Annotated in this window: 27 protein-coding genes; 3 read left to right on the top strand and 24 right to left on the bottom strand. The window is 38.1% G+C overall.

Features of this window, described 5'->3' with window-relative positions; genetic code table 11:
- Window positions 1-17: 17 nt before the first annotated feature.
- The 7 genes from KC820_RS02460 to KC820_RS02490 form a co-directional block, all read right to left on the bottom strand.
- Window positions 18-1,238 (bottom strand): MFS transporter, encoded by a 1,221-nt coding sequence (locus tag KC820_RS02460; protein WP_212367660.1) that lies wholly within the window; start codon window positions 1,236-1,238, stop codon window positions 18-20.
- Window positions 1,235-2,446 (bottom strand): DUF58 domain-containing protein, encoded by a 1,212-nt coding sequence (locus tag KC820_RS02465; protein WP_212367663.1) that lies wholly within the window; start codon window positions 2,444-2,446, stop codon window positions 1,235-1,237. Before KC820_RS02465 ends, KC820_RS02460 begins: the two co-directional genes overlap by 4 nt.
- Window positions 2,443-3,393 (bottom strand): AAA family ATPase, encoded by a 951-nt coding sequence (locus tag KC820_RS02470; RefSeq protein WP_212367666.1) that lies wholly within the window; start codon window positions 3,391-3,393, stop codon window positions 2,443-2,445. Before KC820_RS02470 ends, KC820_RS02465 begins: the two co-directional genes overlap by 4 nt.
- A gap of 170 nt (window positions 3,394-3,563) precedes the next feature.
- Complete coding sequence (gene yhaM / locus KC820_RS02475; protein WP_212367669.1) at window positions 3,564-4,511, bottom strand: 3'-5' exoribonuclease YhaM; 948 nt, start codon at window positions 4,509-4,511, stop codon at window positions 3,564-3,566.
- A gap of 24 nt (window positions 4,512-4,535) precedes the next feature.
- Window positions 4,536-5,093: a GbsR/MarR family transcriptional regulator gene (locus KC820_RS02480; protein ID WP_212367672.1), complete on the bottom strand. Its 558-nt coding sequence runs from the start codon at window positions 5,091-5,093 to the stop codon at window positions 4,536-4,538.
- Between the two features lie 31 nt (window positions 5,094-5,124).
- Entirely contained in the window at window positions 5,125-8,112 is a 2,988-nt protein-coding gene (locus KC820_RS02485) for an AAA family ATPase (protein ID WP_212367675.1), read from the bottom strand.
- Window positions 8,112-9,347, bottom strand: a complete 1,236-nt coding sequence (locus tag KC820_RS02490; protein ID WP_212367678.1) for a metallophosphoesterase family protein — start codon at window positions 9,345-9,347, stop codon at window positions 8,112-8,114. Before KC820_RS02490 ends, KC820_RS02485 begins: the two co-directional genes overlap by 1 nt.
- A gap of 153 nt (window positions 9,348-9,500) precedes the next feature.
- Here KC820_RS02490 and KC820_RS02495 point away from each other — a divergent pair, with 153 nt between their 5' ends.
- Window positions 9,501-9,686 (top strand): YhzD family protein, encoded by a 186-nt coding sequence (locus tag KC820_RS02495; protein ID WP_212367682.1) that lies wholly within the window; start codon window positions 9,501-9,503, stop codon window positions 9,684-9,686.
- Between the two features lie 65 nt (window positions 9,687-9,751).
- Here the strand turns inward: KC820_RS02495 and KC820_RS02500 are convergent, their stop codons facing one another.
- Window positions 9,752-10,111, bottom strand: coding sequence for a YlbF/YmcA family competence regulator (locus KC820_RS02500; RefSeq protein WP_212367685.1), 360 nt, complete (start codon window positions 10,109-10,111; stop codon window positions 9,752-9,754).
- A 79-nt stretch (window positions 10,112-10,190) separates the two neighbouring features.
- Entirely contained in the window at window positions 10,191-11,327 is a 1,137-nt protein-coding gene (locus KC820_RS02505) for a DUF445 domain-containing protein (protein WP_212367688.1), read from the bottom strand.
- Window positions 11,328-11,536: 209 nt separating this feature from the next.
- Here KC820_RS02505 and KC820_RS13155 point away from each other — a divergent pair, with 209 nt between their 5' ends.
- Window positions 11,537-11,893 (top strand): hypothetical protein, encoded by a 357-nt coding sequence (locus tag KC820_RS13155; protein WP_236782481.1) that lies wholly within the window; start codon window positions 11,537-11,539, stop codon window positions 11,891-11,893.
- Window positions 11,894-11,949: 56 nt separating this feature from the next.
- Here KC820_RS13155 and KC820_RS02515 read toward each other — a convergent pair whose 3' ends face one another.
- Window positions 11,950-12,159: an alpha/beta-type small acid-soluble spore protein gene (locus tag KC820_RS02515; protein WP_144088312.1), complete on the bottom strand. Its 210-nt coding sequence runs from the start codon at window positions 12,157-12,159 to the stop codon at window positions 11,950-11,952.
- An 82-nt stretch (window positions 12,160-12,241) separates the two neighbouring features.
- Complete coding sequence (fumC, locus tag KC820_RS02520) at window positions 12,242-13,633, bottom strand: class II fumarate hydratase (protein ID WP_212367691.1); 1,392 nt, start codon at window positions 13,631-13,633, stop codon at window positions 12,242-12,244.
- 145 nt (window positions 13,634-13,778) lie between these two features.
- On the opposite strand from fumC, the gene KC820_RS02525 reads away from it, so the two are divergent.
- The gene (locus KC820_RS02525) at window positions 13,779-13,979 is read left to right on the top strand and encodes a hypothetical protein (RefSeq protein ID WP_377862733.1); all 201 of its coding nucleotides are present in this window, start codon (window positions 13,779-13,781) and stop codon (window positions 13,977-13,979) included.
- A gap of 64 nt (window positions 13,980-14,043) precedes the next feature.
- Here KC820_RS02525 and KC820_RS02530 read toward each other — a convergent pair whose 3' ends face one another.
- The 13 genes from KC820_RS02530 to KC820_RS02590 all read right to left on the bottom strand — a co-directional run bounded on the left by KC820_RS02530 (window position 14,044) and on the right by KC820_RS02590 (window position 26,034).
- A complete protein-coding gene (locus tag KC820_RS02530; RefSeq protein ID WP_212367695.1) occupies window positions 14,044-14,835 on the bottom strand; it encodes a M15 family metallopeptidase in 792 nt (263 codons plus the stop codon).
- 85 nt (window positions 14,836-14,920) lie between these two features.
- Entirely contained in the window at window positions 14,921-15,172 is a 252-nt protein-coding gene (locus KC820_RS02535) for an IDEAL domain-containing protein (RefSeq protein WP_236782483.1), read from the bottom strand.
- A gap of 233 nt (window positions 15,173-15,405) precedes the next feature.
- Window positions 15,406-16,002 (bottom strand): NAD(P)H:quinone oxidoreductase, encoded by a 597-nt coding sequence (gene wrbA, locus KC820_RS02540; RefSeq protein WP_212367698.1) that lies wholly within the window; start codon window positions 16,000-16,002, stop codon window positions 15,406-15,408.
- A gap of 106 nt (window positions 16,003-16,108) precedes the next feature.
- A complete protein-coding gene (locus tag KC820_RS02545) occupies window positions 16,109-16,402 on the bottom strand; it encodes an AzlD domain-containing protein (RefSeq protein ID WP_212367701.1) in 294 nt (97 codons plus the stop codon).
- Window positions 16,399-17,133: an AzlC family ABC transporter permease gene (locus KC820_RS02550; protein ID WP_336511006.1), complete on the bottom strand. Its 735-nt coding sequence runs from the start codon at window positions 17,131-17,133 to the stop codon at window positions 16,399-16,401. Before KC820_RS02550 ends, KC820_RS02545 begins: the two co-directional genes overlap by 4 nt.
- 28 nt (window positions 17,134-17,161) lie before the next feature.
- Window positions 17,162-17,947: an ABC transporter substrate-binding protein gene (locus KC820_RS02555; protein ID WP_212367703.1), complete on the bottom strand. Its 786-nt coding sequence runs from the start codon at window positions 17,945-17,947 to the stop codon at window positions 17,162-17,164.
- 65 nt (window positions 17,948-18,012) lie between these two features.
- Entirely contained in the window at window positions 18,013-19,764 is a 1,752-nt protein-coding gene (locus KC820_RS13505) for a methyl-accepting chemotaxis protein (RefSeq protein ID WP_212367705.1), read from the bottom strand.
- 16 nt (window positions 19,765-19,780) lie between these two features.
- On the bottom strand, window positions 19,781-20,794 hold the full coding sequence (locus KC820_RS02565) for a hypothetical protein (protein WP_212367706.1): 1,014 nt from the start codon (window positions 20,792-20,794) through the stop codon (window positions 19,781-19,783).
- Between the two features lie 121 nt (window positions 20,795-20,915).
- Window positions 20,916-21,539 (bottom strand): YhcN/YlaJ family sporulation lipoprotein, encoded by a 624-nt coding sequence (locus KC820_RS02570; RefSeq protein WP_212367708.1) that lies wholly within the window; start codon window positions 21,537-21,539, stop codon window positions 20,916-20,918.
- Between the two features lie 105 nt (window positions 21,540-21,644).
- Window positions 21,645-22,346 (bottom strand): ABC transporter ATP-binding protein, encoded by a 702-nt coding sequence (locus KC820_RS02575; protein WP_212367710.1) that lies wholly within the window; start codon window positions 22,344-22,346, stop codon window positions 21,645-21,647.
- 23 nt (window positions 22,347-22,369) lie between these two features.
- On the bottom strand, window positions 22,370-23,347 hold the full coding sequence (locus KC820_RS02580; protein WP_212367712.1) for an ABC transporter permease: 978 nt from the start codon (window positions 23,345-23,347) through the stop codon (window positions 22,370-22,372).
- Window positions 23,347-24,537 (bottom strand): ABC transporter permease, encoded by a 1,191-nt coding sequence (locus KC820_RS02585; protein WP_212367715.1) that lies wholly within the window; start codon window positions 24,535-24,537, stop codon window positions 23,347-23,349. The genes KC820_RS02580 and KC820_RS02585 overlap by 1 nt, the downstream gene beginning before the upstream one ends.
- Window positions 24,538-24,717: 180 nt before the next feature.
- Entirely contained in the window at window positions 24,718-26,034 is a 1,317-nt protein-coding gene (locus KC820_RS02590; protein ID WP_212367718.1) for an anti-sigma-I factor RsgI family protein, read from the bottom strand.
- Between the last annotated feature and the right edge of the window lie 5 nt (window positions 26,035-26,039).

A 26,039-nucleotide genomic window follows, 5' to 3' on the forward strand; every position in this document is an offset into this window, starting at 1 on the left:
CTTAGAGAGTATATTCTCTAAGTCAGTTTTTGTTTAAGCGTATTCTTTAATTCAATTAATTGGTCAGTGTATTGTCTTTTTTCATCTTCGGTTAAATGTTGTTCTCCATAACGGACAGTTTGATAGAAGTTTATGACATCTGCATACCTATTTGTATCCAATTGAAGCCGGTGTAACCACTGTTCGACAGTCTCGTCATCATATCGCCCGAGCTTACGTTTTGCTGCCCATCTCTCGAGCTCAAAGAAAGCTTTTCGAATCTCGCTTTTAGGTGCTTTCCTTTTTAAGTTCTCTTTTAAATCACTAAACCGGAATGATAGCTTTTCCGTTTCCATCTTCATTTTTTCTTCATCGGCTGTTTTTGATTTCCTTCGAATAAGAAGGTTCCGATGTCGATAATAAATGCCAATCGCGATGATGAAGCATATGAAAATGATGATATACATAATTGTTTCAGCACTAATTGTCTCTGTTTGTTCACGAGCTTGTTCCAAAACATTTTGTTCTTCTTGTGAGATGTTTTCTTGCTCACCATTTGGAGTCGTTTCTATTTCTGCTTGTTGTCGATTGAACCACTCAAATAACGGTGTTGCACCGAGTCCTATTTGATACGCAATCCAACTAAATAGTGAATAAAAACCTTTGATCGTGAAAGGCGTAAACCAAAATAAGCCAGCGGTAATCAATAAAATGCCGCTTGGAACACCAAATATATAGCTTAGTTGCTTAGCTTTCCCAGAGTGATTGTGTTCTTCGACATTCATCATACGAGTAGAAATCTTTCCACCGATTAGTATTGTAAATTGTACAAGAATAAAATATAGACCTGTATGAGCATCAGGATTTTCTAGAAAGATTGCAGGCAAATAAAGAAAAAAACCAAGCAGCACGCTTGTGATTAATATTCCTTTTTCTTGATTTGTGTCTGGCTTGAAATAATAGAGCGCCATCCGCCACGTAAGAAAAATGGCAATGATCGTTGCATGAAACAACAACAAGCCTAGCCATGCATACATCATGAACGAAATAACACCGATTAAAACAAAGTGAAATAATAACATACGCCCATTCAACAACTGCTTTAAAACAAAATATATGAAAGCAAGAAAGATCGTTGAAATAACTAATGATGCCACATTGATTTCTCTGCCGGCGTCAACGTTTAAGAAATAAATGACCATCATGATGAGACAAGCATCAATTAAAAAACGGTAGACCGCATTTATACCTGTATTCATTTGGCCACCTCCTGATGGCTCTTAAACGATTCAAACCATGTTGTTTGAAACCTTTCATGCATTACGTATACAGAAGTACCTGTATTCTCCATTTCTTGATAACTAGCTAAAAAACTTTGCTCAACTTCACCTATATGAAACACATAAGGATGAGATCGGCCAATTGACTTTCCGAACGCTAAACAACTATTAAAAGAGGCCGTAAGCCCTTGTGTATTCACACGTGCTAACACTTCCAATGAATGTGCGTAATGGTCCCTTCCATATCCATTAGACACATGATAAAACGGTACATTACCTCGCTTAGGCACATTAATGAGTAACTCGTATGGAATACCTTTCATTGTGGCATATCGACTAAGGTATGCAACAGTACTAATCAAATTTTCAATCCGATCCGTAAACGCTGGACTATCCATAGTCCGTACGTTTAATAGAATCAACCAAGAACGCTGGTTGACACGTTCCACGACTTTCGATTGAAACACTTGTTTTTTGGCAGTTGATTTCCAATGAATTCGATTTAGTGGATCTCCTGGTGCATAATCTCGTGTTCCATAACTCGTTATAGGGTCTTCAAAAATAGAGAAGTTCGTTTGATACTCTCCCATTTTTTGATGTTTGCTTCTATGATTTAGATGAACTTTTTTTATTTCAGGGTACACAAGAATCTCTGCTTTCACTAATTCTTTTAGTGTCAACGTTATTTTTCCATATCCGAAAAGTGAGGGGATTTCAATACGTAGCGACCGTACTCTTGCTATTCCTCGCTTTGTCGCCGTGAAAGGAATAGAGATTTTCCTTGATTCCCTGCCAAATAAGTTCAACCGTTTTTCAACTGTAGATATATTCATTGATTCATATTTTGATTGATTACCCATCTGTATATTCGAATCAAATGTCATCACTAGCCGGGCACCGAACATAGGTAACCAGCCATTTTGGCGTAAATGAAATTCCAATTGACCTGTTTCACCAGGATACAATCGAATCGATTGTCGTAAATTAATGAATGCTAACTTGCGATCGATGTTTTTTTCATACAGATGATTAATGAAGTAAATGACATAGAGAAATATACCGATGAGCATTAACGAAGAATAGATGCCAAAGATACCGAAAAAGCTGAAAAAGATAAAAAAGGAAGCTATAATCGCTAGCCCGTGATAAAACCGGTCATTTCTAATGTCTTTATGAAACTGTTTCATCGTTCGACGCTATGTTCAACAGGTACATTTACCTGTTGCAACACCTCTCCCATAATCTCTTTTTGATTATGTTTGGTCGCCCCTTCCAACGTCAACACCATTCGGTGAGATAAAACGAGCGGTGCCATCTTCTTCACATCGCTCGGTGTAACATAAGAACGATTACGCATCGCTGCTTCAGTTTGCACACTTTTCATTAAAGCAATTGTACCTCTTGGGCTGGCACCCACCTCAATATACGGGTGTTCTCGAGTAGTTCTGACGATATCAAGGATATAATTTTCAACAGCTTCGGATATATGTACTTGTCGAACTTTCTCGCTTAGCTCTTTCAAAACTTCCTTTGTAAATATCGGATTTGGTATAGGCCTTTCAGTATCCATCCGATGCGCTTGCATAATTTGTCGCTCTTCTTCGATCTTTGGATAAGGCATTTTCAATTTCATAAAGAAACGATCCAATTGGGCTTCGGGTAAATCAAATGTTCCTTGTTGCGATTCAATCGGATTCTGCGTCGCCAACACGATAAATGGTGGCTCAATTTTTACGGTCTCCCGATCGATTGTGACCTGTTTTTCTTCCATGACCTCCAGTAAACTTGATTGTGTTCTCGGTGTCGCACGGTTGATTTCATCAGCAAGCAAAACGTTTGTCACAACAGGACCGACCCTTAGTTCAAATTGTTGCTCTTTCGGATTAAAAAAATGAATACCTGTTACATCTGAAGGTAGAACATCCGGTGTAAACTGAATACGGTTGAAATCGCCATCGATCGTCCTTGCTATACTTTTTGCTAAAGTGGTTTTTCCAGTTCCAGGCACACTTTCGAGAAGTACATGACCTTCATTAATTAGTGCATTTAATATCCATTCAACAGTATCTTCGTTTCCGATAATTACTTTTCCGATCTCGGCTTTTACGTCTTTTACAAATTGGTGTGTTTCCATTACATCTCCTCCATTAATTATGTTCTTAATTTTCTAACATCATTCAGTAAAGAAAAAGACTCGTCAATTGACGAGCCTTCAAAGGCAAGCTCAAAATCAATATTTCTAAATACAAAAGATTTATATAAGCAGTTATACGTTTAAACACTGAAGTTCGTTTCACTTCGAAATTAATTTTCCTCGAAAGTCGGTCGGTAAAACGAACGATTTTCAAGTGGAAATATTCTAGGTGTAAACTCACCTGGCTTTGTTTGTTTCAATGCCCGATTCATCATATTCATTTTTGCATCGATCAAGTCAATCATATGAAGTAATTCTGCTTCACGAATAAGTGGAGGCTTTGGAGAACCCCATTCGGATTTTCCATGATGACTTAACACCATATGCTGAAGCATTAACACTTCTTCTCCTTCGATCCCTAATTCGCTAGCTGTCGCAGTAATTTCATCAACCATAATCGTGATATGGCCAAGAAGTTTTCCTTCAAGCGTATACGATGGTGAGATTGGATTCGATAACTCTTTGACTTTACCGATATCGTGCAATATAATCCCTGCGTACAACAAGTCTAGATTAATTTCTGGGTATAACTGTTTTAATTGCTTAGCTACTTTTAACATTGAAACAATATGATGAGCTAAACCAGATGTGTATTCGTGATGGTTTTTTGTAGCTGCAGGAAACACGAATAATTGGTCTTGATACTTTTTGACAATTTGCCTAACAATACGTTGGATCTTAGGATTACTCATCTCAAAAATGGTTTGCGTAAGATATGACTTTAGTTCATCGACCTCAACAGGTGCTTTTTCAAGAAAATCTTCGAGACGAACTTGATCTGTATCATTCGTCAAGCGAATTTGACGAATATTTAATTGAGATTTCCCGCGGAATTGACGAATCTCCCCTTGCAGATGAACGATTGATTCAGGTATATACATTTGCTCGTCTTCGTTGGTGATATCCCAAAGTTTCGCATCCATTTCACCTGATTGGTCTCTAAAGATAATCGTTAAAAAAGGTTTTCCGCCTGAAGTAACCCCACGGTCTACCGTTTTAATTAGTAGATAACCTTCAAATAGTTCCCCGACATCAAATTCAATAATCCCTCGTTTCAAGTATTCATCCCCCTTTTGCATCACTTACTTTCTCGGTTTTCTAGGCACATAGTCAAAAATTTCGCCTGTTTCCACGACACGGACTAAGCGAATGAGCCACTCATAGTATTCATACGAGTACTCCAACTTTTGGATGTCTGACTGAATCTTTTCTTTTAATGTTGGGTCAGTCGTTTCTTCTTGAAGCTTTTCCAATTGTCGAATCGTTTCTTCTGCTTCTTCAAGGTTATTTTCAGTTTGCCTACGCCATTTTGTCGTAAATAAGGAAGTAAATGATTTATACCAATCTTTTTCAGTCTGATAGAGATCTTTTCGAATGCCTTTACGAAAAGTCGGCGTGACCATTTTCATATCAGCCAATGCCTTCACACCGGTTGACATGCTTGTTTTACTCATTAATAGAGCATCTCTCATTTGATCAAGCGTCATCGGTTCTTCAGCAAAATACAAGGTCCCATACAATCGCCCGACAGACGGAGTAATTCCATATAAATTCATGTTTTTAGCAATAACTTGGATATATCGTTCAATGAGCTCTTCATAATTGTTCCAATCTTGATTGGTTTGGCGATCATCTGTCAACGTACACCCTCCCGACCTTCACTTCTAGACCTTATGTGAGCAATTCTACTTGCCCATTCTGACTTCGTTCTTGAGCTGTCAACTCAATACGGTTCGCTTCAACTTTATCATTAGAATCATTCGCTTCACATGTAAAGTAAATGATTTGATGTTCTGATGATTGTTTTTCCAGGAGAGAAAACATATGTTGTTTTCTTTGTTGGTCAAAATTCACGAAGGCATCATCCAATAAGAAAGGCAAAGCGGTTGATGCATGTAATGCTTTACTTAATGCAAGTCGTAAAGCAATATATAACTGATCTGCCGTGCCTTCAGATAGTTGACCTACTTGAAACCATTCACCATTGCGGTCACAAACATTAATCGTTTCTGACTCTGATGAGAACTGCACTTCTACATACTTGTTTCCAGTGAGTACAGAGAAGTTATCACTCGTATCTTTCATGATACCTGGAAAATAAACATTTTGATAACGATCTTTTGTTTCTTTTAAATAACTGTAAGCCAACCGATACGTAGCCCATTCTTTCGACCGTCTTCTGATTTCTTCCACAAGCATAGATTTTTGATGGATTAAATCAGACAACTCACCATCTTCTTCTAATTGCTTGATTTGCGCTGTCAATTCAGCTCGTCGATTTAATAACTCGTTGATTGTATCACGGATTTCTTCCAAGCGCATTGATTCAATTCGTAAATCTTCCTCAATTTTATCCCATGTATGGTCGGTTCGTAAAATCTTATCCGTTTGTTCTGAAAAAGTTTGATAAACAAATTCATAAGCTTCTTCTCTTTTTTTCAGTTTGTTCATATATTCTTGATGTTGTGTGATGTTGTGAACGAATGTAGCCTCATCTGCTGAGTTTGTCCGTGCTAATAAGGTTTTCCACTCATCAGCATGTGGCTCAAAACGTGCATGCAAGTCCTTTAATTCCTGTTGCAACTCTAAGAGATCGTTATGAATTCGCTGAAGTGTTTTTCCGTTATCTTTTTCACGTGTAAGATGATTTTGCACCTGTTCCCAGATGGAACGCTCATCTGCGTTTGAATCATAAAGGGCAAGAATGGATTGAGCAACTCGATAATTTTCATCTAATTGAGCTTGCTGTTCTCGCTTCTTTTCCTCTAAATTTTTTATTGATTCTGCTATTGCTTTTGCTTGACTGATGGTTTGGTAAAGACTTGGCCAGAAAGAAATATTTGTCGCTGATAAAAACGGAAAACGATTTATTTCCTCATCACGTTTTTTCTCTAATTGTTCCATTCGATGGTTTAAGTAATCTTGTTCAACGACCAATTCCTTTACATTATTCTTAGCGTATTCCAATTTCGTTTCTAATTGGTTCGCCTTTTTAGAGAGTTCATCTTGTTCAATCAGAGTAAGCTCAATATTTTTCAATTGTTCTGGATCCGTTTGATTCAACGCTTCACTTTGGTCTTCTTGTAGTTGCATTAATTTAGTAGTCGTTTTCTTCGACTGGTTAAAACCGACTAAACCACCCACTACACCGACACTAAACACTACAGCAACAATAAACCAGTCACTGTTATTACCTTCAAATAAAAATACTAAGAAGAGCGCGAGCAATATTCCTGTTACAACTGGAAATCCCCAAGTCATTTTCGTAAACAATTGCTTGCTTGCTTCCAACTCACTTGCTTGCTTTTTCTTTTCTTCTTCGAGCTGTTTTTTCCATTCACTTGCAGATTGGTTTGCTTTCAGTGCATCTCGTTGTTGCTCTAAATCAATTTTTTCATCTCGTGGTAATTGTTTTTTCGTAGTGCTATTTAAAAGCCCTTCTAATTCTGTCACTTCTTCTTCATATGTTCGCTTCTTCAGCTGTTGATCCGCTAGTTTCTCGGTTAATTCTTCTTCTTCTTTAGCTAAGTCTTTCCACATTTCGCCGGTGTAATCATTACTATCTATACGGATTACTTCATCTGGACTATAAGATAATCCTGCTTGATTCATATATCGATTGAACTGCTCGTATTCTTTACGTAAATTTTCATCGAGCTCTGTTAAGGAATGTTCAAGCTGCTTTGATTCACCAACTAACTTCTCAATTGAATCAATCGATAAAGGATATTCAACTTGTTTGGATTGATTTTGAAGCGTTTCTTTTTCTGACTGCAATCGCTCAATACGAGCCAAATGCATATTTTTTTGTTCCTTAAACTTTAACTCTTCGGATTTATATTGATCATACTTACTTTTCGCATCTGGCGGAAAACCTTCAATCCATGACTCATTTTTCAAGTCCTCCGATAAGCGTTGGTGACTTAAAATTTGTGTTTTTAACGAATGGAGTTTCTCATGATGACGTATAGATTCCTGTAATGTTTTTTGCTCTTGTTCATACGTCGAAAGCTCCTCTTCAGTATGCCTCAATGTTTCTTTGAGCGATTGATGAGCTTCTTCATCTGCCTTTACTTCATCAATTTTTTTAAGTATTTCTTTTAACTCGCTAATTTTTACATTCAATAAAGGTTTGCGGCCTGACTTTTTAAATAGTTCTCCCGCTTTTTTATCTAAACTATTTTCTAAAGTGACGATACGATCTGAACCTGTTAGTCCTAAATTAAACAACACTTTCCCGACTTCATCTGCTTTCTTCTCTCGGATTGCCTGCAAATCGCGTGCTTGAAAGGAAAATATGGATGCAAATAAATTACTGTCCATTCCTTGATAAAATTGTTTCGCTTCATCTTCTGTCACACGTTCTCCACCTCGATAAAGAACAGCTTGGCCACGATGACGGTGTAAAAAACGTTCAACAGTCCATTCTTCTCTATTGTGAGTAAGGTGGATTCTTCCCCCAAGTTGTCCGTCTAATTTCGAAATGAATCGTTCACGCAACTCTTTCTCAAGGCCAAACAATATATACGTAACGAACATACGGACCGACGTCTTCCCTGATTCATTTGGTCCACAAATAATATTCATCCCTTTATGAAGGTGAATGGTTTTACGATTCCATTTCCCAAAAGAAACGAGTTCCAATTTGTTCATTTGCATTAGGATTCACCATCTTTAATGAGTTCTTTAACAATCATTTGCTCTGCCTCTGCTTTCATTTCATCCAATGTCTCTTTCGTAAATGGCTCTACATGTTTTTTGACAACACGATTGTTTGCTAAAATTTCTAAATGTCTTATAGGGTCTTCATCATCATCTATTGCTTGCAATACTTCACCAATAAATTGACTAGACGCTTTCATTTCATCTCGATCATAATTCCAATCAACTGACCAATAAATGGCTTGGATCCAAACCCAATCCCTTTCCGTATCTTCTTGTTCATTCAGTAGCTCAAGCAATTCATCAATTTGCGGATGCTCAACGGTGGATGCAAATGTTTCAGGTAACTGTAAGTGTAGCCGAATAATATATTTATGAGAAGTGTTTCTCCAACTTTCCTTTATCCGAAAGAGCTCTTCCGTTAGTTCTTCTATGTTGTTTGCTTCGGAATCATTTATTGTTCGTTGTTCAAAAATAATCTCTTGTAACGAGTGAAATTCAACTTCAGTTTGATGTGGAGTCATGTCGACTACATAACAACCTTTTTCGCCAGGTTCATTAATATGGCGACCTTGAATATTACCTGGATAGATGATAAACGGGTTTTCCGAAAGAATTTCACGCTTATGAATATGGCCTAGCGCCCAATAATCGGCTTGATGTTTTTCAAAGTCTTCTAATTGGAACGGTGCGTAAACATCGTGATCCGTATTGGATTGAATGCTGCCGTGTAACGTTCCAATCTGATAAACATCCGGCCGATCGAAGTTAAACTCACGAATCATTTTCTTTTTGACCGCTCGTTTTTCGTAGCTGAAACCGTGAATTTGTGCGACTTCTTCGCCATTCTTGTTATATGGAAAACATTGAATCTCTTCTGACTGAAAAACGTATGTATTATCAGGAAATGTCAAATCAACCTTATCGCCCATACCGAAGTCGTGATTTCCATAACTAATATACGCAAAAATTCCATGTTCCTTCAGTTTCTCTAGGCCTCTTTTTAAGGTAATGACAGATTTAATCGAAGTCGATTGCTGATCAAATAAATCTCCGACAAATAAAACAAAATCGACTCTTTTTTCTATAGCTAGCTCGATTAATCGGTTATATGCCAACAATGTACTTTCTTTGACGTCTTTAAAAATGGATTCAGGCAAGTTTTGCATACCGACATAAGGGCTGTCTAGATGCAAGTCCGCTGCATGAATAAAACGGATGGTTGTTTTCATCAGATAACCTCCTCATTTTCTTGTTTCCATTTTACCAGAAATAGCACACGAATGCACGTTCGGTCATTAATGAATAAGTATTCACTATTTACAAAATGGCCAAGATTCCATATAGTTAAAAGTAAATGGGTACACAAGTGGAGGGAAGATGACATGCAAACATACTTTTTGACCGTCTATTCGCAAACAGGTGAAGCACTATTAAACGAATCGTTTGAAGCAGAAAATGATGAAGCGGCAACGAGCTTGGGGAAAGAAAAATTAAACGAAAACGGACATGCAGATATTACCCATCGTCTCGTATCGCCTGACGGACGACTATTGTTATTTCATCGTTAATAGAACGCAACTTCATCATAAAAAAGACCTCAAACGTTTTTCATATCGCTTGGGGTCTTTTTCGTTTACTGAACATCATTATTGTCTGAACCGTAAAGCTCTTCTAATGGTTTTGTAATAATTTGGCTAATGTCAGAAATAACTGTGTTCAAACGCTGTTCTTCTTCCATCAATTTGTTAATATCTTCGTTTTGCTGAACAAGTTCAACAACTTGTCTCGCTTTTTCAACTTCTTCTTCAGAAATTTCTTCGCCCTGCATTTGCTTCTGCTGCAAATTCAATTGGGTTTCACGGAAATTATCAAACATTTGCTTAGCGGATGGATCGTTCATTACTTTATCATACGCTTCTTTCAATTGTTGAAATTCCTGGCTGTTTCGCAATCCCTTTTCTAAGTCATAAGCTAAATCATAAATATTTGCCACAATGATTCCTCCTTAATTTTCATGCCATTTGACTCTTTTAACTGTAACAAAAATCATCTTCACTGTATAGGAATAGTCATCATCCAATGATTGATACGAGAATGGCTTGAAAGAAACCGATCGCACCTCCTAATAATGCGCCGAGATACGTAATCATCTTTAACTCTCTTTTTGTAATTTCAATTAACATACCTTCAAGCTTTTTGATTTCAAAATTTTTCACTTCATTTTCCACAAGACCAGCCAAATTCAGGTGTTTCATCATACTTGGTAATCGAGTCGCTAAAAAACCAATCGTTTGCTGTGCAATTTGAGGAATAACTGTTTTTTCAATTCGGTCCGCATAAGGATCAAGGATGTCCGAAAGTGGACGATTAATCTGTTTATTCACATCAATGGCTTCGACGACCTTTTGTGCGATCTGTTTTTCATCAAATCCCGGGAACACCTTTTCTTGAATTGCTTCAATATCATATTTCTTTATTTGTTGCCATTCTTTTGTCAGTAACCGATCTACTGTTTCCTCCAGTTCACCCGACTGAAGAACTTGCAAGATGGAAGGTAACAGTTTTTCACTAATTCGTTTCTCCCCCAAGTATTGAACGACCATCCTTCCTAAAAATCCTTTTTCACGTAAAAACCGATCAGCAAATTGAGATAGTTGATGCTTTCCATCTGTACTTTGGATATATTGTTCAATATTTTTCAATAAACGCATTCGGATTTGTGGAATCAATTGAACGGCCTGCTCATCAAAATCTTTACTGATATACTGTTCAATTTGGTTATTTTTATTTCGTTGGTATAGTGTCGTCAGTCGCTTTTCCAATGACCGTTCTAGCGATTGTGCAATTTGGTCCTCAGTTAAGGAAAATCCAGTTTTATTTATGAACTGGTGTAAAGTCAGCTTTTGTTCATTCATTTCATCCCAATTTCGACGCAAGAATTTTTCCAGTTGTTCTTGATAAATGGGATCTCTTAATTTTGACTGAATGGATGCTGTCGTCACCAAATAATTAGTCACTAACCGCCCGAGTTGATTAGCTAATTCATTTTGACGCTTCGGAATTAAACCAGGCGTAAACGGTACTTTCCATTTCCCAAAATATTTCGCAGTATATGGGCGAAAAAGCATTCGAATTGCTAATAAATTTGTCACGCCACCAATCAATGCCCCAATGATGATCATGATGAGAGATAAGATCAAAAAATTCATGATTCAAGACTCCTTATTAAGATTGATGATTTTTATATATAAAATATTTCATTTAAAGCTTTTATGAACGTTAGTTGGCACATACCTTTCATATTACTACATTCCCTTTCAGTACCTGTTTAAGCACAAACTTCATACTGTTTTTCCAGTAAGCTTGCGGTATGTTCTGTCCGTTAAATCAAAAGATAATGGATGAGGAGGGATGATTCATGTCAAAAAAACAACGAAAAAAATTGACGATACGAAAAGCTCACGATTTAAATTTAGACGGTGTCACTAAGAGCGAACAAAGTGAAGATGGAATCACCGCAAGCGAAATACCAGATGAAGTTCCAGCGTATAATCAGGAGATTGCTGCCGACAGCTCGATTGATGCGGATCAGTACACGCTCGATTTGGAAAATGAAGGTCGAAATGCTTATGACCTCGATGTTGATCGGATGATTAATGAAGGGATGGCCGGTGGCTATATTCGGGGGGAAAGGAATCAAATTAGCGAAGCTCATCCGATTCTCGAAAATGATGCGCCTTTCCCAACTCCTGGAGAAGAAAGTGAATCTGAATAAGCAATATGTATAAATGAAGAGGGTCATGTATTCATGACCCTCTATTGTTTGTGTGATTATTTAGATCCTCCACCTAGTTGTTGTTCAGCCATTTGAACTAGGCGCTTAGTGATTTCACCACCAACAGAACCGTTGGAACGTGAAGTGGAGTCAGGACCAAGCTGTACACCAAATTCTTGGGCAATCTCTACCTTCATTTGGTCTAAAGCTTGGGCAACACCAGGTACGACTAATTGGTTAGAATTATTTCCTTGGTTAGAAGCCATTGTCATTCACCTCCTGTGTATCTCTAGTTTCTTCAGGAGGGCAAAATAATATGAGTAAAAATAAACGGTAAATATTGTTAGCTTATTTAACGTTTGGCTTCGTCATTTCTTCCGGTTTAACTAAGCGTTCAAAGTCTTCTTCGGAAAGAATGCCAGTCTCAACGGCAGACTCTTTTAAGGTTAATCCTTTTTCGTGTGCGTTCTTTGCAATTTTTGCAGCATTTTCATAACCGATATGTGGATTCAATGCTGTAACAAGCATTAATGAGTCATTCAGGAACTGTTCAATTTTGGCATGATCCGGCTCAAGACCTGCTAAGCAACGCTCATCGAATGAGATCATACTATCAGCTAAAAGCTGACAAGATTGCAAGAAGTTATAAGCAATGACAGGCTTGTACACATTCAATTCAAAGTTTCCTTGACTCGCAGCAATGCCGATTGCTGTGTCATTTCCCATCACTTGAACGGTTACCATTGTTAACGCTTCAGCCTGAGTTGGATTGACTTTTCCTGGCATGATGGAACTTCCAGGCTCATTTGCTGGGATTGTAATCTCACCAATACCAGAACGCGGTCCACTGGCTAGCCAACGGACATCATTGGCAATTTTCATTAAGTCAGCCGCAAGTCCTTTTAATGCGCCGTGTGTATGAACTAATTCATCATGACTTGTCAACGCATGGAATTTGTTTTTCGCTGAAACGAACTGACCATTCGTTTCTTCATTGATTTTTTGAGCAACGACATCTGCAAAATCAGCATGCGCGTTAATTCCTGTACCGACTGCTGTACCACCAAGTGCGATTTCACGAACGTATTTTAACGAATCAACGATCATCGATTCCGTTTTTTCGAGCATGCGGAACCAGCCACTGATCTCCTGACCTAGTGTGATTGGTGTTGCATCTTGTAAGTGTGTACGTCCAATTTTTACGAGGTCCATATATTCTTCTGACTTTTGCTTCGTCGTTTTCTTAATTTGCTGAAGTGCAGGCAGAACATGCTCTTCGACTTTTTTTACTGCCGCAATGTGTAACGCTGTTGGATACGTGTCATTAGAGCTTTGTGACTTGTTGACGTCGTCATTCGGATGAAGTCGAACTTCTTTTCCTTGCTCTTCAAGCCACTCATTTCCGACATATGCAATGACTTCGTTGACGTTCATATTTGACTGGGTTCCACTACCTGTCTGCCAAACAACTAACGGAAAATGCTCGGTCAATTCTCCGCTTAAAATTCGATCTGCAGCGTGTGCAATAGCATCAGCTTTTACAGGGTCAAGCAATCCTAGCTGTGCGTTGGCACGAGCAGCACTTTTTTTCAAAATTGCAAAGCCGTTGATAATCTCAACAGGCATCTTTTCATCTCCGATAGGAAAGTTTTGAAAACTACGCTGTGTTTGTGCTCCCCAATACTTATCACTCGGGACTTTCATTTCCCCTATTGTATCTCGTTCAATACGGTAATCCATTCAAGTATCCTCCTCATTAATCTGCAAATTTTTCATTCCTACCTCTTATTATAATGCGAATTGCGATTTTTTTAAATGAATTGTGACAGAATAGATGATAATTCGAGAAATTAACCGTCTTCATATAGGTATTCTCGTGAATCCTATGTGGCTGTCGGGCGGCTTGGTGCATTTGTCGAGCGGTTACACGCGTTTGTCGAGCGGCTTGAAACGCTTATCGAGCGGTTGGAGCACTTTGTCGAGCGGTTCCATCCTTTTATCGAGCGGTTACACGCGTTTGTTGAGCGGTTCGGCGCGTTTGTCGAACGGTTACACGCATTTATCGTGCGGTTCGACGACAAACTGAAGTGTTGATGAAAAGCCAATCAAACAGAAAAACCCGAACGAATATAATCGTTCGGGTTTATGGCTTATTCAACTATTCCAAAAAACTTTTCAATCGTCACGTTTTGTTCGTGGATGCTTGTCGCGATTTCCGGACCAACATAACGTAAGTGCCAAGGCTCATAATTGTATCCGGTAATATCACTCTTCCCTTTTGGATAACGGATTACGAAGCCGAATTCATGAGCGTTTTCAGCAACCCATTGTCCTTCAGGAGTTTCTTCAAATGCTTCAACTAAATCAAATGCAACAGACGCTGCAGAGACATCCATTGCGAGTCCTGTTTGATGTTCACTATGTCCTGGTTTTGCAGAATATTGATCTGCATATTCTTTTCCTTTAACTTCCACATTGCGATTATATAGATATACTTGTGTTTCGTATCTGCGGTATCCTGAGACGGCTACTAATTCAATCCCATCCTCTTCAGCAGCTTTGAATAATTTTTCCAATGCTAATGCAGCCGGTTTCCGTAAATGCTTACGCTCTTGATTGACTGCTTGAAACGCCACATCAGGTATCATCAAATCCGGCGGTTCATAGCCATCAGGGAGCTTGCGGTCCTTATTCACGATGACTTGTTCCGAATCTGGTTCGCCAACGACAGTAACACCATCTGAATTCACTTCACCAGAAACGGCTTCTGCCAAGACCTCTTGTCCAATATTCGCCCTACCATTGGTTATAATCTTTTCTTTCTCTGATTGCTCTGTTTGTATATTATTTAACGAATTTACAGTTTTCGCTTCACCATTCACTGAACAACCTGCAAATAGTGCTAGTAGAGATATAACAAGTATTGTGTATGCAAATCTCATGTTGTACCCTCTTTACTAATCAAATTTAATTCATTGTTTATTGTAACAAAAAAAGCTACCCGAAAGTAGCTTTTTTCGTAATTCCTTATTCATGAATAATATAGTGTGCATATTGTTTACTTAATCGATGAAATTCTTTTTCATTTTGATTGTCAATCGCTGTATCAATTTTAGATTCCAAATTTCGTTTATTCCACTGGTAAATTGCTTCATCTAAGATTAACCTTGCTGCAAGTTTAATTTCATAGTTCATTTCTTTCCGTGCCTTTAACGGTAAGTGTCCATTGGAAAAGTGTAAGCGTGATAGTTTATAGGAGCTGAATTGCTTCTTCATCATTGTAATGCCCCCTTATCTCCTTTTTAATAGTTTACCCCAAATACCCCTTAAATTGCAATAATTTTCTGACTATATAAAGTTTGAAAAAATCCCTGGCATTACTATGCTGCCAGGGAAAGTCCTCTGTTGGGAGAGAGGTGTATAATGAACTTCGCTTCTGCGAAAGGTTCATCTAAGCTGTATATTATATTCATTAGGATGATCTTCCCTGTTTGTGGGGGTAATTAAAAACATTATGAATGAATTTGTTTTGTTATAGTATACGCTCTTTTCGCTTGATGTTTCACAGCTTTTTCAACATCATCTTGAAGATTTCCTTCACCATCTACTGTAGAGCTTGTTCCATAAGGGTTTCCACCTGCTGCAAAAATTTCTTCAGCAGAGTAGCCTGGCGTTACAACGATTGCTCCCCAATGGAACATCGATGTGTAAAGTGCTGTTAATGTCTGCTCCTGTCCACCATGTGGATTTTGTGCAGATGTCATTGCAGTAACGACTTTATTCACCAATTTTCCTTGTGCCCATAAACCTCCTGCCTCATCAAGTAATTGTTTTACTTGAGCAGGCACATTACCGAAGCGCGTCGGAACACTGAAAACAAATCCGTCTGCCCAATCAAGGTCTTCAGTACTTGCTTCAGGAACATCCTTCGTTTCTTCATAGTGTTTTTTCCAATTTGGATTACTTTCAATTGCTTCCATCGGTGCTGTTTCGCGAACTTTTAATAATTTTACTTCCGCACCAGCTTCTTTTAAAGCTTCTTCAGCCCACTGTGCCAGTTGATAGTTAGCACCCGTGGAACTGTAATAAATGACTGCGATTTTAGCCATCTAAACAAAACTCCTTTCAGCGATAACTGTTCTCAAATAAAGCGTTCCCTAGATTTCAAGTAATTAAACGAATTTAATCGGAACTTGTTTTTAGCACTGAAAAGTATTACATGGTTAATAAAAACACGGTCAAAATCGCACCGATTACAGAAAAAATGACATTCACATTTAATAGCGCAATCGCTGCTGCTACAAGACCACCTATAATTCCTACCCAAGGTGCTTCTTCTATGACAGACATAATCCCCGGAAAAATTAATGCACCTAAAGCAGCAAAAGGGATTGCATTTAACCATTTATTGACCCATGGCTTTAACGCAAGTCGATCCATAATAAATGCAGGAATGAAGCGTGGCACCATCGTAACAATCGCCATACCGAGTATCGTTAACATCGTCACGATGCATCATCCTCCTTCATCATTGGAATGGCCATTAAACTACCTACGACTGTAGCCAGAACAATCGCCCACCCTGTGTCTAATCCGACGAACTCACTGAAAATAAAATTAAGCAACATGCTGATGACTGCTACTACTCCAATGCGCCATTCTTTTTTGACTGAAGGAGTCAATAAGCCAATAAACATGGCGTATAATGCAATGCCCATGCTGTCACTTAGTTGCGACGGAATGATTTCACCTAAGAGTGCCCCTGCAAAACTACCCACAATCCAAGAAAAATAGGCCGTCAGAATTAGGGCTAAATAAAAAAACATACTATTTTCTTTATTCGTCTCTTTTTTATGTAATGCGGAAACAGCAAAGGTTTCATCCGTTAATCCGAGCGATAGGCCGAATTTCCACGGTAGAGAATAATTCTTCAGTTGGTTCATAAATGACATACTCATAATGAAATGTCTAAAATTCAAAACGAATGTGGCTACGACAATCTGTAAAAACAACGCTCCTTGAGCCATCATATTCGCAGCCATAAACTGCGCTGCGCCTGCAAAAACTAATACACTCATCATCGTTGTTTCAAAAATTGTCAAACCAGACTGGCTCGCTAGTACACCATAAGCGATAGCAATTGGCATATAACCTAGAAAAATAGGCATTCCTGCAAGCGATCCTTGCTTAAACGCCGATCCGATTGATTGCTCTGTTTCCATGACTACTTCCTCTTTCACTTCATCTCCCCCCATTTTTCAGGCCACTTTATTTTCTATTAAAAATATCTGGATGTAGTATCGGGGCAAGCTTCTTCAATCCTTCCAATAATCGTGGAGATGGGCGGCAATACAAGTGTTCTTCAAGAACGTGAATGCGGTCTTGCTGTACTGCTTGAAGCTGATCTGCACCTTCTCTTTTTTTAATAATTTTTGGATTCATTTTTGCTTCTTGTACACCTACCCATACCATGCAAATATCATCCGGGTCTTTTTCTAACACTTCCTCCCATTCAACTTGGATGCTGGCATCAGCATATGTTGAAAATACATTCTCCGCACCTGCCAATTCGCTAATATAACTTAACCAATTTTTACGACCTGGTGTAAAAATTGGCTTTGGCCACCATTCCCAATAAATTCTTTTTTTCACTGGCACTTCAAGTGATTTTTCTCTATAATAATTAATTGTTTCGTGATATTCATTGTATACGCGATTCGCACGATCTTCATAACCTGTCAACTTCCCAACCGTCAGAATATCCTCTCCAATCTCATCCAACGAGTTTGGATTTAAAATAACATAAGGAAGATTGCGCTCTTTTAATCCTTCAATATTCTTTTCCATACCTGGAACACTTAAAGAAGCCAATACCAAGTCTGGCTGTAATTGTTCTACTGCATCCATATCAACACTTAAGTCGCGACCTACTTTCGGCAGATCATTTACCGCTTCTGGCCAATCAGAATCGTCGTCTACACCAACTACTAAATTCATTAAATCCAAATAGGCCATAATTTCGGTATTGCTCGGACAAATAGAAACAATCCGCATGTCTCATCCCTCCAGTAAATAAAAAGAAAAGACTGCTCAACACAGTCTTTAAATGTTTTCATCTATTATAAACGAAATTTTTCAACTTTTCTATTTAATTCTCCTGCCAACTGATTTAAGTCATTGGCAACCTTCGAAATCCCATCCATCGAATGGCTCGCTTGCTCAACAGAGGCCGCCGTTTCTTCAATTCCTGCTGCTGATTCCTCTGAAATGGATGCAATTTCTTCTACGGATCCACTCATATTCACACTTTCATTCAAAACATCTTGTAAATTGAAAGTAATCTCTTGAATTTGTTGGCTCATCTGCGCAATTGCTTCATCGATTCCTTCAAACGTTTCTTGTGTAGAGTGAATTTGTTTCGTACCTACCGTCACCTCTTCATATCCTGCCTGAAGCGTTTCTGAGACGATGTTTGATTCATTTTGAATGTTAGAAACGATTGATGTAATATCACTGACTGAATTTCCTACTTGTTCTGCAAGCTTTCTCACTTCGTCCGCAACGACAGCAAACCCTTTACCATGTTCTCCAGCGCGTGCAGCTTCGATTGCAGCGTTTAATGCTAATAAGTTCGTTTGATCAGCAATATCTTTAATCACTTCAACTAACTGAGAAATCTCACCGGATTGTTTAGCTAGGTCCTTCACTTTAGCAACCGAATCTTCAACAATCATATGAATCCGACTCATTTGAGTTACGGAGTCTGCCATTTTTTCTCGGCCCGAAGCAGATAAGTTCATTACTTTTTCCGAAGTAGATGAAATTTGTTCACTATTTTCAACCGAAAGATTCATTCGACCGACCAGTTTCTCTGTTAGCTCAGATATTTGTGAAGCACTTTCCGCTTGCGTTTCCGAACCAGAAGATAATTCCTCCATTGTTGAGGCAATTTGCTCACTACCCTCTTTTAATGACTCAGCAGCATGCTTCAGTTCATCTGATTGATTTGTAATGGATTGATTCGAAAAATTAACGTCATGAATGATTCCGTGCAAACTTGCTTTCATGGAATTAATTGATTGTGCCAGATCTGCAATTTCATCTTTCCCTTTTACAGGAACATCGGTCACACTAAGGTTACCTTTTGCCACCTCATTGGCGACATCTTGTACAGCATGGATGTTTTTACGAATTCGACGATTGACGACAACCAATAACAGAACTGCCATAAGGACGGCTAATACGATACCCAGCATTAACGCGAGCTGCATCTGTTTGAATGAAGAACTCATCTCATTTTTGGATTGTTCAAATTCAGCTTGTACAGATTCTGTTAATTGAGTAAGTAGTCCAACAGCATCCCGGCTTATAATGGTTGCTTTCATCCGGCTTGCAATAGCATCCCCTTCGTTCCGATCCTGAACATTAGGGATAATTTCTTCCTCAACAATCGTATTGATTTCCTCATTGATTGTAACCACTTGGTTTAATAGGGTTCTCTGCTCTTTATCCAAGTGTTGGCGCACATTTTCTTCGATGTTTTGAAAGGATTGATTTAACTCCTCGTATTGACTGGCATAGTCATTTGTTTTAAACGTAATATAATCTCCTAGCAATCCATTCTTGGCCCGAAATGCTGATTCCATATTGCCGATATCAATAGCAACACTTGTCTTCGTCTCTTGTTCATTCAGTTTCGCTTCAGACTGAGAAGAGAGTATGTAAACAATGCCTGATGCAATAACAAAGAAAAGCATAATTGTTATGACAATCCAAGCATATTTGGCACCGAGTGACATCCTCCTTCTTTTGATTGGTATGTTTTTTGCCTTTTTTGTCTTTCGTTCCTTTTTCTTTTTGTATTTTTTCACCAATCTCCCCCACTTTCTAAATCATTCTCTTTGGTTTGATAAAAACTTTCTCACCCCAAATAGTTTGTAAATATAAACGTAGTTGTTGAAAATAAGCGCTGTTATGTATGTCTCTTACGTGATAATAGATCGTTAGTTCCCCTGTTTTTTCCGTTTTTGCCCGATCTACCTTTAATATCGGATAAAGATCGAGATTTGATAAGTGTATTAAAAATTTTTTTACTATTTCATAATCGGTGAGGTGTTTTTCTTTCGTAAAAATTACAGAAATATTTTCATGTTGATGGACAGTCTTCGTATATGCGCGTTGTATTAAGTCTGCATCGTTAAATGATTCAATGGCTTGAATGATTTCCGCTTCAGACAATTGCTGCAAAAGAGTTTTTCCTAATTCATGCAGGCGAATACCTATAGGTCGACTTCTCATTCGACTAAATAATAATGCCGATTCAATCGCTTCTTGTTTGGACAACACATTTGATATGATGTCCATTTGTTTTAAACTCGCCCATCCCTCACGTAATAATGAAGTTGAGTGGACGATGGATTGCTGATGAAGTCGAAGTCCAATTTCTTGTCCCAACTTTTTTTGCCATGGAAGCAGTTTGGATTTCGTTCCCACTATGTAATCGTATAAATTACTAAGGCTTTGCAAACTAGAAAACGCCGTTGCTTCAAACGCTTCATTCAATCGATTAACTTCATTTGTTCCATATTTCTCTCGATAGGATTGAAGATCCAGCTTAGGATGAGATCGCCCCAGATGTTTCACTCGTTGATTTCTTCTATAAAAATCAGCATAAACCATTCCCCGAATGATCGCCAACTTTTTTTCGCTATTTTTTAAAAATTTAGATACTATCAATGTTAATTGACCATTGGTACCAAGTGTTATTGCACTAGGCAATTGATTTTTACCATATAAAGAAGCATAGGTAAGTGGAAGGTCATTCACATAGGTTATGTCAATCTGATCTGCATATAGACCTAGTTGTGTACTTACCGATTGAATTTGTAAAAAATCATTCATTGGATATAGCCTCCTTTTTACTTATATATATGAAAGGCTATATCCTTTAAAGTCAATCCACTTTCATTTTCTATACAACAAAAAAGAAACCAGCATATAAAGCTGATTTCTTTCTGTTGGATTAGCGATTATTGTTTTCACGTCGATCTGGAAAAACTCGTTGAATCATATCATTCATTTCTTCGAATAAGCCTTCAACAGGTTCGCCATTTTCAATACTATCTGCATAATCATTTAACGACCCAGCAAAGTCCGGATTTGCTGTAATATACACGTCGTCAATTTGATTACTCGATGTTTGAACGACGTCAGAAATTTGATCGTTTAGTTGTTGACCGATTTCATTTTCGTTTCCATTTGTGTCACGATTCTTATCTAACTCAACTGCAACATAAGCGTTTTGACCATCCGTCATGACGTTTGCATCCTCAACGCCATCGACATTGTTGACAATTCGTCGAGCAATTCCTTCGGCCATCTCAAAGTTATTCTGTTGATTCCCAATACCATATTGATCGTCATCGAGGTTGTTCCGTCGATTGATTCTGTCTTGTACCCCGTTCCCATTTCGTCCATTATTCATCTGGAAACCTTGACCTCGATTATCTTGATTAGCTGTATCATTATACCCTGTTTGTTCATAATTTGTTTGGCCGTCATCGTTGCCCATTCCTGTATCGTCTGTTTGACAAGCTGCAAGCATCATAATGGTGGCGAAAAATGCTGCCATCAAATATTTACGCATAAAAATTCCTCCTTTCACGATATTACTCGTTAGTATGGAGTGAAAAGGAGGAAATATGCTTCTTATCATATTACCAATATTTTCTAGAAAACATGTACCTAACCTTTATGACCGGTGAAATGAGATCATTTTATGAAGAGCAGTTGACGTGTTTGGCAATTCAAGACGATTGTGAACAACTTCATCAACTGTTGTTTCTTGCAGTAAATTTCCGCTTTCCATCAACCACATTTTATCGGCTAATTGATGGATGACTTGCCAATCATGTGTTACGAAAACGATAGTAACTCCCCTTTTGTTCAGTTGATTTAGCCAATTAAGCATATCGTGTTTCGCCGCTAAATCCACACCTACAAAAGGCTCGTCTAAAAAAACAATTTCCGGTTGCTGAATCATACCGACAGTGAGATTTACTTTACGTTTCATTCCACCACTAAGTTCATCAATCTGCTTATTCCAGAAGTTTTTTAATTGTAGCGTTTCAATCATTTCATTTATAAAATTTTCCGTATTGTTACCTGCCATTTTTCGGTAGAAACGAAGATGCTCTTTCACCGTTAAATTATTAAATAACGCTAATTGTTGTGGGACGTAGCCAATTGCGTTTTTAGCTTTTAACAAATCATTAGAAGTAATTGTTCCACCAGTCGGTTCAATTATACCGGCCATGAGCCGCATGAGGGTCGACTTCCCCGCTCCGTTTGGCCCAAAGATTGTCAGTCGATCCCCTGCGTGGACAGACGCTGAGACACTATTGACTAAATCACTTTTACTCTTTCGGTAGGATACATTATTCAGCTGCAGCATAACCTCACCTCTCTTTCACATATTTATCCGAGCAACCATGTTGGTATAAATAAATACATCCATTCACTTTCTATGATTTGCCAATCAGCCAATAAAAAAATAATAAAGGAAGCTACACTATAGCTAATTAACCAAGCATACATCGACCATTTCTTTTTCACGAGAATGAAAAATAGAAAACAGATCAATACAGTACCGAATGGAATGAAATACGCCCAATTGTTCAACGGCACTTCGATCAGTTGGATTGCCACGAATGAAAACGAATAAGTAATTGCGAGCACACCAATGAACCAAGACCAATAATAGTACTGAGTTTGCTGAAGTAACTTCAGCCGTTCCAGAATTCCATCAGTTCGCCATTCATATAAAATTTTTGTGAAATAGCCAATAAGCATCGATAAATATAACCACATGATGATAAACAGTAATTGGTTTCCCGAATCAATTGATGAGGTGTTTTGAGCACTATGAATATGTTCGAATTTCATTTCAAAAATCGGACGTGGATCAAAATATTTTAATCCATATTTAAAAACTTCATCCCATTCCGTTTCTGGTCGATAATGGGAAACAATCGATGCCGCTTCTGCTCTGACCACCCGACTCATAATCGCCGACGCGAGCTTCTCTTTGAATAAGCCGTCCACATAGCTATTTTCAGTCCGATACCACGTAACAATCTTATCTGTATTTCCGGATAAAATATTTGCTTCCAATTCGTCATTGAAAACAAAAATAGCTTCTGCCTCACCTGTTGATAATAAACGAAGGTCCAATGATTCCGTTTTGGTGACTTGAAAAGGTGAATCTTCAATTTCTTTTAATAATTCTTCTGTAATTGCCTGGTCTGTTTGATCGACGACTGTAATTGGCACAGATACTTGACTCACCGTATCCTTAATCATCGGATAAATAATGATTCCTAATACGATTGGAATTAGTACCATTAGCACCCAAGTCGTTATTCTTTTGAAAATTGACTTCCAAATGATAAGCATCAGCGTTGCACCTTCTTTCTAGGCAAGCTGTTTAGCAAGAGAGTAATTCCTGTACCGATTAGTATGAAAATCCATTCAACCCATGGCCATTGATTGTGCGTCAATATAGAAGAATATCCTATATATAAGCTACGTACTGGTGCTAACCAGGCAGCTTGTAAATACTCTGGTAAGTAAGCAGGTGGAATAATGAATCCATTGATTAACAGTAAAGCAATTGAAGCCAGAATGAACACAAACCATTTGCTTGCTCGTTCATTAATCAAACGATCGGTGACCATAAACAATCCGGCTAGAATCATAGCGATACCAAACCATTGGAATACGTATGGCCAGCTAAATGGTAAGTACGTCTCAAACTGCTTGGATATCATCCATACCAATACAAATAAATAAATCCAACTAAACGAAATATGAAATAGGAACGTTGCCAGTCGTTGCTTAGCCTTTGTCACACCAATCAGTCGTAGACGTTCCTGAATGGCTTGGTTTTCTTTTGGTTGAAAGAGGCTCACTAATAATATGTACGTCAGAAAATAAATAAGTAAAATACCAGTTAAAACAGCTTGGTCATTCCAGCTAAGCAAACCACTAGCAACTCCTTCGTGCATCTCGAAAAGATCATTCCTTCCTAAAGCCAAAAACGTAAAATGAATGGTGTTTTTCTGCAATACATCCTTACGTTCTTTACCTTCCAATTCACTGCTATAAAAATGGTGAACTGTATTTACACCCGCTTGAGCTGAAGTGATATAAGATTGTCCACTTTCTAAAAACAACTGAGCCAGCTGGGAACTAAAAGGTATTTGGTCATTCAAGAAAACCGTAATGCTTTCATTTTTCCCCGAACGAAGTTGTTCTGTAAAACCTTCAGGAATTTGAATAATTGCTGCTGCCTCTTTTGGGTTACGTAAATGTTTTTGAAGATCGGCTCCACCGTTAATAAAATCAATTTGTTCTGCTAACGTTCGGTCGCCGGCCAACTGTTTGATAAGCGCTTTCGTCTCAAACGTTTCATCTTCATCGATTATAATCATTTCAACTTCATCTAGCTCTTCTTGAACAGTTGAATATACAACAAAGCCAACAACTATAAATAACGCAATCGGTAATAATAACGTGAATAACAAAAGGGTTGGTGATTTCAAAAGTCTTTTCCACTCATTTACCCACAAATGATATAACAACAATTCACCGCCCCTTTCTTTTTCAATATGAAACCATTATAGTATATTTTCCATTTCTCGTTAACTTGTGTTGAATTTATATTTGATGAAAATACGAAAAAACCCGCACAACGATTAAAAACCTTTTCATCATTGCACGGGTGTGTTCTATCATTATAGTCTTAATCTCAAATTGTCAATTCATCATTCTTTATCCGAATGTTTTCCGCGATTTGATGGATGATCATCATCCTTATTCGATGGATGATCTTGTCCTTTGTTTGAAGGATGATCATCATCTTTATCAGAAGGGTGGTCCCCTGAATGCTCAGGTGGACCGTGACCATTTGAATGAGAAGGATGGTCATCCTCTTTTTCTGAAGGATGACCTTCTTCTTTGTCTGAGTGATTTTTCTTGTTAGTCGAAGGGGGGTCAGCTTTTTTGTTTGATGGGTGACCATTGCCTTTATTGGAAGGATGGTCTTCTCCCTTATTTGACGGATGTTCTTTTCCCTTATGGGATGGATGGTCTTTTTCTTTATCCGAAGGGTGACGATCTCGTTCGGTCTCATTTTCCTCTACATCTTCTTGTGATTCTGTTGAGGAGTTGTCTTGTTTATTCTCTTTCTTTTTCAATCCAGGCGGAAGTGATTGATCTTCATGTATTTTCTTCATTAACCCAGGCGGCAAGGAATCGGCATTCGAACGCTTAAGGAATCGTTTCATAATCTCAACTTTTTGTTTTTGATTATGAGTACTTGAGTGGCTGTTCGTCTTCTCCTCTTTACTCTCTTGATTAGCATCATCTTCTTTTGAATCGTTTGTGTCATTGGAATCATTGTTTTCTTGCTCTTCATAGTACGTTGTCAATGTTTCGCTCGCATAAGTTAAATTCATGGATTGATTTTTATGTTGTGCTTGCTTTCTAACGTGTTCTGGAATAGTGAACATAGCTACTTTAATACGATCATTATAGTCATTTATTTTTTCGGACATTTGACCAAGCAAGTCGGATTCTTCTTCATCATTCAAATAACTGATTCCAAGCATCACTTCATGGTCTTTTTGGAGATAACCTAATTCGTCACTCTTATGAATGATCGCCTCAGCCAAGTCGACAACAAGTTCATCCTGCCATTTTAGTTCATTGATTAGTAGGGTGCCATCTTTGTTTAAACCTGTTATATCGATTACTTCATCGTTTTTATTGACTGTCAATTCAATACTCGGGTTGATATCAATGCTGACGTATGCTTCAGCTTTGTTCGACTGACCGACCCAAGAATATATTGGAAAAATAAGTATCATAATAAGTGCTAAAGCGGTACTAATGCGTATGGAAGGATGTTTGAATAGGTTACTGAAAACGGATACAAAAGACTGGCGAACTTTAATGGGTGGTACCATTGCTTCTTCACCAATTTCGACATCAGTTACAGGACCCGTCTTCCGAAAGTCACCATCCTCAGTCAAAACGATGGCATATGATTTTCTTTTTTCAATCAAAACGCCTTTAATCATACTGA

Origin of the sequence: Allobacillus saliphilus (assembly GCF_018138385.1) — a bacterium.
GTDB classification, from domain to species: domain Bacteria; phylum Bacillota; class Bacilli; order Bacillales; family Alkalibacillaceae; genus Allobacillus; species Allobacillus saliphilus.